Source organism: Dictyobacter alpinus, assembly GCF_003967575.1.
Classification (GTDB): Bacteria; Chloroflexota; Ktedonobacteria; order Ktedonobacterales; family Ktedonobacteraceae; genus Dictyobacter; species Dictyobacter alpinus.
Genome location: NZ_BIFT01000001.1, coordinates 3,419,764 through 3,431,736, shown reverse-complemented (window position 1 = coordinate 3,431,736; position 11,973 = coordinate 3,419,764). Strand labels below are relative to the sequence as shown.

9 protein-coding genes are annotated in these 11,973 nt (G+C 50.1%); 4 read left to right on the top strand and 5 right to left on the bottom strand.

Annotation, left to right across the window (positions count from 1 at the left end; genetic code table 11):
* Positions 1–343: 343 nt before the first annotated feature.
* The gene (locus EL633_RS13660) at positions 344–523 is read right to left on the bottom strand and encodes a hypothetical protein (RefSeq protein WP_126627714.1); all 180 of its coding nucleotides are present in this window, start codon (positions 521–523) and stop codon (positions 344–346) included.
* Positions 524–1,202: 679 nt separating this feature from the next.
* Positions 1,203–2,795 (bottom strand): methionine--tRNA ligase, encoded by a 1,593-nt coding sequence (gene metG, locus EL633_RS13655; protein WP_126627713.1) that lies wholly within the window; start codon positions 2,793–2,795, stop codon positions 1,203–1,205.
* Between the two features lie 738 nt (positions 2,796–3,533).
* On the opposite strand from metG, the gene EL633_RS13650 reads away from it, so the two are divergent.
* The 3 genes from EL633_RS13650 to EL633_RS13640 all read left to right on the top strand — a co-directional run bounded on the left by EL633_RS13650 (position 3,534) and on the right by EL633_RS13640 (position 7,270).
* Complete coding sequence (locus EL633_RS13650; RefSeq protein WP_126627712.1) at positions 3,534–3,782, top strand: sulfurtransferase TusA family protein; 249 nt, start codon at positions 3,534–3,536, stop codon at positions 3,780–3,782.
* An 858-nt stretch (positions 3,783–4,640) separates the two neighbouring features.
* On the top strand, positions 4,641–6,080 hold the full coding sequence (hflX, locus tag EL633_RS13645) for a GTPase HflX (RefSeq protein WP_218027483.1): 1,440 nt from the start codon (positions 4,641–4,643) through the stop codon (positions 6,078–6,080).
* Between the two features lie 95 nt (positions 6,081–6,175).
* Positions 6,176–7,270 carry a glycoside hydrolase family 172 protein gene (locus tag EL633_RS13640; protein ID WP_126627711.1) on the top strand — a complete coding sequence of 365 codons (1,095 nt, stop codon included), beginning with the start codon at positions 6,176–6,178 and terminating at the stop codon, positions 7,268–7,270.
* Between the two features lie 244 nt (positions 7,271–7,514).
* Here the strand turns inward: EL633_RS13640 and EL633_RS13635 are convergent, their stop codons facing one another.
* The 3 genes from EL633_RS13635 to EL633_RS13625 all read right to left on the bottom strand — a co-directional run bounded on the left by EL633_RS13635 (position 7,515) and on the right by EL633_RS13625 (position 10,494).
* Positions 7,515–8,354, bottom strand: coding sequence for an RNA methyltransferase (locus EL633_RS13635; RefSeq protein WP_218027482.1), 840 nt, complete (start codon positions 8,352–8,354; stop codon positions 7,515–7,517).
* A gap of 146 nt (positions 8,355–8,500) precedes the next feature.
* Positions 8,501–9,520: a Gfo/Idh/MocA family protein gene (locus EL633_RS13630; RefSeq protein ID WP_126627710.1), complete on the bottom strand. Its 1,020-nt coding sequence runs from the start codon at positions 9,518–9,520 to the stop codon at positions 8,501–8,503.
* 170 nt (positions 9,521–9,690) lie between these two features.
* Entirely contained in the window at positions 9,691–10,494 is an 804-nt protein-coding gene (locus tag EL633_RS13625; RefSeq protein ID WP_161982131.1) for an alpha/beta hydrolase, read from the bottom strand.
* Between the two features lie 340 nt (positions 10,495–10,834).
* Between EL633_RS13625 and EL633_RS13620 the strand changes: the two genes are divergently transcribed.
* Positions 10,835–11,938 (top strand): Gfo/Idh/MocA family protein, encoded by a 1,104-nt coding sequence (locus EL633_RS13620; RefSeq protein ID WP_126627708.1) that lies wholly within the window; start codon positions 10,835–10,837, stop codon positions 11,936–11,938.
* Positions 11,939–11,973: the final 35 nt, after the last annotated feature.

The following is an 11,973-nucleotide window of genomic DNA, read 5'->3' as shown; positions in this document are numbered from 1 at the left end:
AGTTGGTCGCGTTGGGAGAATTTCATCACCATTGCCCCACATTCCCTTCCACCAATGAAAGTAAACGCTTATGTCGGACCTTGAAGCTCGTACATTGCAGTAAAATCCAGTGCATGCTACATTTCCTGTACCACACTTCCAGTCTACCAGGGTGATCCAAAAATACAGCATCCTCTCTACTGTACTCATTAGTATAATGAGCGATATAGAGAGGATGTCGCCAAATGCCTATCCATAAATCAGGTTCTCCACGCTACATACATAGGAGATTGAGAGGTCACTCCACTACACATAGAGAGGAGCCTACATACCAGGAGTAGTAAAACATTTGCATGCGTACAGACTAAGGGGTTTGATCAAAGATGATATCATCAAGCTGTGGACGTCCAGCTTTAAGCTGCGAATTATCATTTCGCGTTGTATGCAAGCGCGTAATGCGATGAAATCCAATGGAGAGGTGTACAAAGACTGCTATAAGTAATACGACAAGGATAATCAAAAACGCGACCAGAAATGTAGTCATATAATATCCCTTGCCTTCTAGAGATGGCTCCAACCATCTTAATGAGAATATAGTTCCACTATATCAAACGTAAAGGTGGAGCTTTTATCAAATCTCTTGACATACGATAAAACACAATGGATAAAAATGAAACTGCAGCGAACGATATATCGTTTTAGTGGAATCCCCTCATATCAATAAAGACTATTGTGAGAAGCAAAAAAGGACAGCCGTTCTACTAAAAAAACGGCTGTCCTTTTTAAAGATAGTGTTTGTTTGCCACTCTCATTGTGGAGCGTGCAGCCAACCGCACTCGGGCCCTAAAGGGCCAACGCTTCTTTTACGTATGGTGTCAAAAAGTGTTCTCCGAACACTTTTTGACACCATACGTAAAAGAAGCGTTGGAACGCCAAAGGCGCGAGAAAAACGATAACGGGGCATGGATTTCATGGGATTCGGACACTTCTAAGAATGTATCTGACTCTCGTGATGGCCGTCTTTTCTCTCGCTGTGTTTCGGCAACGTAGCAGCTCACACCCTCTTTCATCGTTGGTACAGAAATGGCCGAATGCGCCATTTCTGCACCAACGATGAAAACAAGAATGGGGGCGTCTGCGCTCCCCAGGCTGGCTGAAAACACACCACTGCCATTGGGATGGGAGTAAGACACACATTCTAAGCGAGGAGATGCTGAAGGCAACTATAAAGTCGTGGCAACCTCAGCATCTAGACGCGGGAATAATAGTGATCCTGGCACGACCTTGGTCAAGGGAATACTGCCCCAATCAGTCTGGGTCTCCCAGGAACCTGGCTGGATACCCGGCAAACCAAGTTGCTCGTTGATACGGTTACAGGATGCTGGAATGAATGGGGCGAGCAAGATAGCCAGGATACGGGTGGCTTCGGCGGCTGAATATAGGACGGTATTCAGTTGCGGCTCGGCCTCTGGCTGTTTAGCTAGCTTCCAGGGCTCGCTATGCTCAATATACTGATTGACACTACGTACCAGATTCCAGATGATTCCCAGCGCATTGCCAATCTCCCAGTTCTCAATGGCTGCGGCCGCACGCTCACGCGTAGAGAGGGCAATGGCCTGTAACTCTTCTTCGCGTGAACCCACTGGACCCGGTTGCGGCACCGCACCTTTGCGGTAGCGCTTGATCATCGAGACGACACGATTGAGGAGGTTGCCTAAATCATTACCCAGTTCATCGTTATAAAAACGTACCAGACCAGTACGTGAGAAATCACCATCCGAAGCAAAGAAAAGATTACGCGCCAGATAATAGCGTACGGCATCCACACCAATATTCTCAATGAGCTTCACTGGATCAATCACGTTGCCAAGCGTCTTTGAGATACGCTGGTTCTCAATGGAAAGAAAGCCATGCACTGGAATCTGCTTTGGTAGGGGCAGATCAGCGGAGAGGAGCATGGCGGGCCAGTACAGACAGTGGAAACGCGTAATATCTTTACCAATCACATGGGCATCCGCCGGCCAGTAGTTAGCAAACTTCTGCTCATCGTCTGGAAAACCAACCGCCGTCAGATAGTTGGTCAGAGCATCAAACCAGACATAGATAATATGCTTTGGATCGTCTGGTACAGGAATACCCCAGCCCTCAATTCCTGGGCGCACCAGGCGCGACACCGAAAAATCCCTCAGCCCCTGCTTAAGTAGTCCCACAACTTCAGCTTTACGCGATGCTGGAACAATAAAGTCTGGATGAGCCTCGATATGGGCCAGCAAGCGCTCACCATATTTTGAAAGGGCAAAAAAGTAGTTATCTTCATGCAACCATTCAGGCGAAAGCGAGGGATGGTTGGGACAGCGGCCACTCACGAGTTCTTCAGTAGCATAGAAAGTATTGCAGTTAGGACAATACCAGCCAGAGTAGTTGTCTTTATAGATATCGCCTTTGGCCAGCGCCCGCCGAAACATCTCTTGTGAAGCGCGTTGATGGCGCTCCTCCGTGGTTCGAATCCAATAGTCGTAAGAGATATCCAGCGCCTTCCAGACTTTGCGGAACGTCTCGTCCAGCGTATTGATCCACTCGTGCGGCTCTATGCCCCGCTCATTGGCGGCACGCAAAACATGCAAACTGTTCTCATCAATGCCCATGCTAAAAAAAGTATCATCACCACGTAAACGATGGTAACGCGCCACAATATCGGCCGCGACCTTCTCTAGCGCATGCCCAATATGCGGCGCGCCATTGGGATAATCAATGGCCGTCGTAATATAATAGCGGGACGCGCCACCTTCATCCTCCTCAGAATGTTTATATGTCATAGTAATCCCCTCATAAAATCAAGCCACAAACAACACAAAAAGAGAGGAGCGCAGATCGTGTCATCTGCGCTCCTCCCAGTATCTAAACTTCTGTAGTACTCACCTTTTCAGGGATCTCAGCGATCGATCAGGAAAGAGACATGACACGTTACCGCCTGCCATAGCCATCATCTGAGGCATTGGCATGCACATACGCATACTATTAGACATAGAAAATCGCTGCGCCTGCTGCAAAGTGATCTCACCCCGCTAACACAAAAAAGGCTTAATAGAAAACAGAAGAAGAATATCTAATCCATACCCGAAGGTGTCTCTTCTAAGTGTAGCTATAATAGCTCTCATTTGTCAAGCATCCACTCATCAAAAGCAGAACTTTTTCCGGGCGTCTGCGGCGCCAGATGGGAGTGTGGAGTGTGTGGTGCGCGGCTGCGACCGCGCACCACACACTCCACACATGAATTACTGTTTATTTGCGGCTTCTGGGAGAATATAGAATACGTCTATTTGCGGCCTCTGGGAGAACAGGAAAAATCCCTGTCACTAAAGGAGCACGACCAATATATCCATAGAAACTTGATCAACATTGTCAGAAATGGACACCCAAAAAGTCTGCAACGTATGTTACAATTATAAAAACCTCATCACGCTGCCTTTTCTGCAGGCGCATGATGCATATGTTCGAACAAAAAAATTCACTGGATATCCAATAAACATAATTGCTCTTGAAAGGCTTCAAACATGGAAGGTTCAAACACAACAACCAGAGCAGATCGCATACTTGATCTTGGTACAGAAGGATGTAGCCGCTTATTGGAAAACATCGAAGATGCTCTTGTAGGCCTTGAACCCGGCCAGACGCTGCTCGTCATTGCTAATGATCCTGCCGCGCCACTAGATATCAAAGTTTGGAGCCGTACCACAGGAAACACCCTGTTACAGGCCAATCTCCTCACTAATGAATACCTCATCCAGAAAAAAATCTCCTGATCTATGCTCCTCTCACCTGTGATGAGAGGAGCTTTTATATCCTTTTTTAAGATAGTATTTGATGTTCATGAAATCCATGCCCCCCGGGAAATGTAACGTAGCTGCGACCCTCAGCGGTCGCTTGCCACCCGCCGCAGCGTGGTGGCTCGCTATCCTCCTGGTTCGGCTCCCCCACCTCTATCACCTACGGCAGAGAGAGTTCCCCCGCGATACCACTGGGTGAGATCATCCATGGGAGGTTCCTTTTGGGCACTGCGTAAGGGCACAAGTCAGTCTGTTCCTTCCAGGATTGCGGGGAGACCGGGTCACCACGCTACGGCGGGTGACAAACGGCCGCTGAGGGCCGTAACTACGGGGACGTGGTCGTGATAAGGGGAGGGATCACTGAGGTATGGTTTTTCTTCTTATGCATGTCGTTGCAAAAAAATGAAGTGCATCCCCAAGAAGTAAATGCATTGACTTTTGCTCCATTTTTGGGTATACTTGTAAGTACCACAAACTTAGAGGAGAAATGACGAGTGATAGTCTTTAATTAACCATGGATCAACCGTTTAACATGTGTCGCAGCTGTTTTTGGTATGCCCATTCTGGCATCCTGGCCGGCAACATATGGTGTAGAGCGGTATCTGGTGATGAAGACTCTCTCTGTTGTATGCTTCCGATCAACTGAGAAACTATTCCCCCAACAAAGATAAAGACGCAGATTTTCTGCCACCATCATCAGGTATCTACTCGCAGCAGCATGAGCATAGGTTTCTGTGCTCCTCTATATACATAGCCGGCATATAGACTACAGCGTTATTAACGACACCCGATACCTTTATTCATATGGCCTCTATACATAAAAGGAGTGCAATTTTGCCGGAACACATGTCTTCTCAACCGAGAAACAATAACGATAGTAATGAACAAAAACCTATGCGCGGCCTGCTGGCCGATGCACCACTGCGGGCGATTCTGGTGAGTGTGGAGACTGCCGAGACGGATTGGCCGCTCCAGGAGTCGCTTGATGAGCTTGAACAGCTGGCGTCTACTGCTGGTGTACAATGCGTGGATCGCGTTGTTCAGAAAATGGATCATCCTCATCCTTCGACTTTGCTTGGCTCTGGTAAAGTCAAAGAGTTGGGCGAGCTACTCCATGCTCATGACTGTGATGCAGTCATCTTTGATCTCGAACTACGACCAAACCAGCATCGCAACCTTGAGCGTGAGCTAGATATTCAGGTGCTTGATCGTACAGCCTTGATCCTGATCATTTTTGGGCAACGTGCCCGTACACGTGAAGGCCGTCTACAGGTTGAACTGGCTCAGGTCGAATACGATCTGCCGCGCCTGACGCGCCAGTGGTCCCACCTTTCTCGACAGAGTGGTGGTGGTACCAATCAACGTGGTGAGGGTGAAAAACAGATTGAGGTGGACCGCCGTTTACTGCGCCGCCAGAAAAATCTGCTTGAAGAAGAGCTCGAACAGGTACGGGGTCAGCGTCAGTTGCACCGCGAGCGCCGCAAATATGCCGGTGCGCCTGTAGTGGCTCTGGTTGGCTATACTAATGCCGGCAAGTCCACTATGTTGAATCGACTGGCAGGCTCTGAAACGCTGGCAGAAGATAAGCTATTCGCGACCCTGGATCCAACCACGCGCCGTGTGCGTCTGGCTGGTGGTCAGGAGATACTGTTCTCAGACACAGTAGGATTTGTACAACGTCTACCAACGACCCTGGTGGCAGCTTTCCGCGCTACCCTGGAAGAGGTGGCGGAAGCTGATCTGCTGGTACATGTGGTCGATGCATCACATCCCCATGTACAGCATCAGATTGAGGCGGTAGAGCTGGTGCTGGAAGAGATTGGTGGTGGTGGCCTGCCAATGGTACTCGCCTTAAATAAAGCGGACCTGCTACCTGAGGACCATCAACTGGAACTGAAGGGGGTTGCCGCCACGCTACCAAAAGTAGAGGTTTCAGCCATGCAGGGCACAGGCGTTGATAGCCTGCTGCGCTGTATCAGCGAAACACTGGTCGCGCAATTCACGGCCCTGGATGTGTTGATCCCCTATGATCATGGTGAGTTAGTCGCGCAATTCCATCAGTATGGCACTATTGAGCTTGAGGAATATGAAGAGGGAGGTACCCACCTCCGTGGCCATATGCCTCAAAATCATAGTGGACCATTCATGCCCTTCCAGATTGAGGCCCAGCCTAAAAAGGCCCGGCTATCCAAACGTGCCAAACAGGAAGAGCTTGAACAGGATGCAGATCAACCAGCAGAAGAACCGGCACAGGAAGAGTCCTTTGTTTCATAGTTTTATGGCTTCGTAGCCTTGCAATCGTGTGAGCGCCACTTCATTGTGGACAATGCTCACACGATTGTTTTTTTTAGCTAGAAGGAGTTCAAACAATGACAGAGACACGCGATGGCTTCAATGGTTTGGGAATGGGATTGGGTAACCTTTCCCGCCTCTCACATGCGAAAACACGCTCGATCAGTGCTGAGAACTTCAGTGGCGAAAAGGGCCAGGGCGGGATGGCTACTGAGGGTACCGGCGCATTTCATGCTCGTGAACTTGGTCAAGGCTGGAAGGTCTCGCCTTCGGTCAAGATTGCTCCCCGTAGTACCTTTACGCTGGCCGAGATCGCCGGATCTGGCGCAATCCAACATATCTGGCTGACAACCTATCCTGCCCAATGGCGACAGCTTATTTTACGCGCTTACTGGGATGGCGAGGAGCAGGCTTCCATAGAGTGTCCTGTCGGCGACTTCTTTGCCAATGGTTGGGGTGAGCGCTGCAATATTAATTCAATGCCTATCGCCGTAAATCCGGCTGGCGGTATGAACTCTTATTGGGAGATGCCATTTCGCCAGGGTGCGTGCTTGACGGTCGAAAACATGGGTGCTGAGGAAGCTGTCCTCTACTATCAGGTTACCTATACCCTCACCACTGTACCAGAGGATACTGGCTATTTCCATACTCAATGGCGACGTAGCAATCCCCTGGGCTATAAAGAGGTGTATACGCTGCTGGATAACGTTAAGGGCCGCGGTCACTATGTTGGCACCTATCTGGCCTGGCAAGTCAATAATCGCGGCTGGTGGGGCGAGGGCGAGATCAAATTTTACATGGATGGGGATCAAGAATATCCGACCATCTGCGGAACCGGGACCGAGGATTATTTTGGCGGCGCCTGGAACTTTGAACATCCACAGGGCCAATATGGTACCTATTCAACGCCTTTTCTAGGCCTCCCCCAGGTCATCAAACCTGATGGACTCTATAAGAGTCAGCAGCGCTTCGGTATGTATCGCTGGCACATCATGGATCCTATCCGCTTTGAAGATGATCTACGCGTCACTATTCAAGCACTCGGCTGGCGCAGTGACGGGCGCTATCTTCCTTTGCAAGATGATATCGCCTCAGTAGCTTACTGGTATCAAACCGAGCCCCACATTTCTTATCCAGTATTACCAGATCTGAATGGATTGGAAATTATCTAAAGATAGTGCTTGATTTCCATGAAATCTGTGGCCCTCTGATCGTTGTTTTCGCGCCTTTGGCGCTCCGAGGAGGTTAAGTGTGCAGTGAAATCGTGCGCAAAGCGCACGATTTCACTGCACACTTAAAAGAAGCCTGGGCGCTTTAGGGCCCGAGTGCGGCTGCTAGTATGTTCCCCGGTGAGTGTGGGCATCAAACACTATCTCAGCAATTAGAAAAGGATGCTTTTCACCTCAACGGGCACAGCTATAGGCGGCGCTGGCGGCTGATTTCGTAGAGGAGGATAGAGGTGGCGCAGGCGACGTTGAGGGAGGAGGCGGAGCCGCCAGCCATGGGTATACTCACAACGGTATCGCAGAGCTCGCGATAGGCGGCGCTCATGCCCCAGGTTTCATTGCCAACAATGAGAAAGGTGGCCGACGTAAAGTCGTGTTGGGTGAGCTCACAATCCCCTTTTTCATCACTACCAACCACGTGTACATGCTCCAGCTGGCGCTTCAGGGATTCAATCCAACTAACAAGCTCTTTTTGTGAAGGCAGGCGCACAACCGGCAAGGCAAAAAAAGATCCTGTGGTAGCACTGATAGTTTCAGGATCATAGAGGTCGACACTATGGCCTGTGATGATCATGCCGTCGACGCCTAATGCGTCACAGGAACGGATGATGGTGCCAAGGTTACCAGGACTGGAGGGCCGGTCAAAGACGACTACCAGCATGTCCTCTTTGACGGGAATACGGCTAACATCGTCATCGGGCATGGTAACCAGAGCGATAAGCTCGGATGGTTCAGACTTATTGCTTAACTTTGCGTGCAGGTGCCAGGGCAGCTCGTAGTGGACTTCGGCCTGTGAGCTATTGAGTATGTTTTTAGCCCAATCAGATAAGGGCTTGTCCCGAGAATATAAGAAGGCGCGCACCGGCCATTGATAGTGTAAAGCCTGGTTGATGGGCCGGACACCTTCAACAAAGAATTCGCGCTGGCGCAGTCGTTTCTCACGCTTGCGCCGTAGAGTCTCGGCATACTGAAAGTCGTTGTTCTCGGAAAATATTTTAACGATCCGTGGCCTGCTGCTCTGCTGTTTCATCCCCGGTAATTTCCTCTCTGAGTATAGCTGCATCCTATATTACACTATCATAGACGGGATGCAAGCGAAAAAGCTAGCTACACGAAAAAGCAAAGGGAGCAGGCGGCACTGGCCAGCCTGCTCCCTTTGCTTTGATGCTTTAGAATTTACTCTACATTCACTGGTAGGCCCGTTTTGGCGGATTCAATAGCTGCAAACATCAAAGCCAGGGTCTTGAGGTTATCCCGGCCAGAGGTCTCAGGTACGGTCTTTGTTTCGAGCGCGGTCACAAAAGCAGCCAGGCTACCTGCACGGTCGAGGTTGGTGATCGTAGGCAATTCCAGCGCCTCGGTCTTTTTTTCGCCCAGGAGACGCAGCTCAACTGATTCAGGCAATTCACCACGACCGGTCCAGAGCAGTTCGCCTTTTTCACCTTCCATGTGCCACTCACCGGTCCAATTGGTCTGGGGACCAGTGCTGACCCAACTACCACGATAATTGACAACGGCACCACCATCAAAGGTGATGGTCATCGCACCTTCAGCTGGCTCATCGTATTTACTCCAGGCCGCATTCCAGGTTTTACAGATGACCTGTACCGGCTCCTGGCCAATGACCAGACGCATCAAATCGAAGTGATGGATGGTCATATCCACCAGCAAGGGCTCCCAGATGTGGTAGTGACGATTCTCAGCTACTGGAGCAGTGTTGTCATAACGACGAAAATCAATATTGATGTTGCCCAGGCGGCCGACTTTCTGCTCGCTAATGGCTTTTGCCGCGGCACGGGCGGCGGGCGCAAAGCGATAGTTCTGGCTAATCTGAAGGGTCAGGCCACGCTCTTCCGCCAGTTCGACAAGTTCCAACGCCTCAGCGACGGTAGGGGCAAAGGGCTTCTCCATCAATACATGCTTGTTCGCCAATAAAGCTGTGCGCGCACTAGGAACATGGCCAGGCAGGCTCGCCGTCACCAGCACAGCGTCAGCGGCCACCGTATCCAGAGCTTCATTCAATGATGTGAAACAACGCTCAGCAGGAAGATCGAGACGCTTACGCGCCGCTTCCAGCGAAGGTGCATCAATCTCAACCCAGGCAGTTGTCTCAACGTTTTTATTTTTTGCTACAACATCTCTAGCCCATGCCTGGCCCCAACCACCAAGTCCCACTTGGATTACCTTTAATGTCATGATAATACATCTTTCTAAGTGCATTCAGCGAGATAGCGCTTAGCAACAGCGTAGTGATATGAACACTGCTCGCCCAGCGAAACTGCAAATCCGATCGTAAGTAGTTCTATGGCTTCCTATTATCGCACCAAGCCCTAACATTGTACATAGCTTGCTAGCTAAAAATAGTGTTATTTACGGGCAAAATTTAAAGTGCCTAACCAATCGATACAGGGATACGCCCAGAAATCCTGGAGCCCACCACCATGGTTGCCAAAGTTGCCACGTATATAGGTAACCGGGATATGAGCTCGTTCAAGGGCAGCCACATAGCTATCTGAGTGCTCAACACCAATCACGCGATCATCTATTGAGTGCATAATAAAGGCGGGTGGAGTCCCAGCTGATACATGTTGCGCGCTATCCAATTCATCAAGCAGTGCATAAGAGGGCCGGGGATCATGGTTCAACAGGCTGCTGACAGGCGAGTAGCTCAGGCGTAATGAAATAACTGGATAGATCAAGATCTGCGCGTTTGGCCGCGCGGAAAACTGGCTGAGCGTATCTATCTGTGACTCGCCCATCGACGAGGGATGCGTGGCGGTCATACTGGCTAAATGCCCTCCAGCCGAGAAACCCAGCATTGCAATGCGCTCCGGATCTAACTGCCATTGCTGGGCATTGGCACGTACTAGACGGATAGCACGTTGTCCATCCTGTAGTTGTGCAGGATATGTGTAGGTTGTTCCAAGACGATAGCGCAAGACAAAAGCGGTCACACCATGATCTGTCAACCACTCAGCCACAGGCTCCCCTTCATAATCTGCCAGTATCCTATAACCACCGCCAGGACACACGATACAAGCGGCTCCTGTAGCCTGTTCGGCCGCTGGAAGATACACTTGTAGCGTGGGTATATCTGGATGAGGCAAGTCTGTAATAGCACCTGCTGTGATAGGCCAGATAGCAAAGAGTTCTTTTTGGGTTAGTGACACAAATATCCATCCTTTGCGTATTGCCCACTTTCAGCTTTAGCAGGCAAGCAGATATAAAACACTTTTATGCCTACAATTATACACGAAGCTGATTAACGAGTGAATGCGGCAGGAACTCCACCATCCACAGTAATCATACGGCCAGTGGTTTTAGCTGATTTCGAGGAGGCCAGATCAGCCCGCTCGTTACGCCAGCGAGAACTCCAAATGCTAGAACCTTGCGTACACTCTTAGCTCTTAACTTGCAGGTTAGCGTGCAAGTTAGTCAAAAAATAAGGTAAACTGATTTTATAACTACTTTAGGTCGCTTTTGTAGCATTAGAAGGATGGTTGGACCAGAATGTCAAGAACCAAAATTGGAATAATTGGTTGTGGGAAGATCAGCGGGATCTATTTAGAGTCCGGTAAGAATTTCGAAAATATCGAGGTTGCTGCGTGTGCTGATATCGACATGGAGCGCGCTCGCAGCCAGGCTGCCGCCTATGGCATTCCACGAGCCCTTACCGTTGAAGAGTTATTGGCCGATCCTGAGATTAAAATTGTGGTGAACTTAACGATCCCAAAGGTTCATGCTGAGGTAGATCTAGCGGCTATCAGAGCGGGTAAGTCGGTGTATAGTGAGAAACCATTAGCGGTACATCGCGAGGAGGGACTGCAGATTCTAGAGGCGGCTAAAGATCGGGGGGTACGGGTAGGTTGCGCGCCAGATACCTTCCTGGGAGGTGGCCTGCAAACTTGTCGTAAACTTATCGATGATGGGGCGATTGGTGAGCCAGTAGCTGCAAGTGCGGCCATGCTCTGCCATGGACACGAAAACTGGCATCCCGATCCCGATTTTTATTATCAGCCTGGAGCGGGTCCACTTTTTGATATGGGCCCCTACTATCTGACAGCATTGATCTCGATGCTGGGTCCGATCCGCCGTGTAACCGGCTCGGCTCGCGTGACGTTTCCACAACGTTTAATTACCAGCAAGCCAAAATATGGACAAACGATTCAGGTGAATACACCCACCCATATCTCGGGTGTGATGGATTTTGCCAATGGCGCCATTGGGACACTGGTCACCAGCTTTGATGTCTGGTCGGCTAATATGCCGCTGATGGAGATCTATGGCACAGAGGGCACACTGAGCCTACCTGATCCAAATAGTTTTGGCGGTCCTGTTAAACTATGGACGCTTAAAGAGCCACAATGGCGAGAAGTTGAACTGACCCATGGCTATACCGAGAATAGCCGGGGATTGGGGGTAGCAGATATGGCCCAGGCGTTACAGAGTGGTCGGCCACATCGGGCCAATGGTGAACTGGCCTATCATGTCCTGGATACGATGCAGTCATTCCTGGATGCCTCTGAGGCCGGACGCCATATCGAGTTGAGCAGTACCTGCACTCGTCCAGCGGCCCTGCCTGCTGGTCTGGCAAATGGGCAGATCGACGCCTGAGCTCTTTAGTACACTAGCCATGAGCATGGATGCTG

Coding starts and splice junctions, on each gene's coding strand:
- metG (WP_126627713.1), bottom strand. CDS start 2,795: ATGACATATAAACATTCTGAGGAGGATGAAGGTGGCGCGTCCCGCTAT.
- EL633_RS13630 (WP_126627710.1), bottom strand. CDS start 9,520: ATGACATTAAAGGTAATCCAAGTGGGACTTGGTGGTTGGGGCCAGGCA.
- EL633_RS13620 (WP_126627708.1), top strand. CDS start 10,835: ATGTCAAGAACCAAAATTGGAATAATTGGTTGTGGGAAGATCAGCGGG.
- EL633_RS13650 (WP_126627712.1), top strand. CDS start 3,534: ATGGAAGGTTCAAACACAACAACCAGAGCAGATCGCATACTTGATCTT.
- EL633_RS13640 (WP_126627711.1), top strand. CDS start 6,176: ATGACAGAGACACGCGATGGCTTCAATGGTTTGGGAATGGGATTGGGT.
- EL633_RS13635 (WP_218027482.1), bottom strand. CDS start 8,354: ATGAAACAGCAGAGCAGCAGGCCACGGATCGTTAAAATATTTTCCGAG.
- EL633_RS13660 (WP_126627714.1), bottom strand. CDS start 523: ATGACTACATTTCTGGTCGCGTTTTTGATTATCCTTGTCGTATTACTT.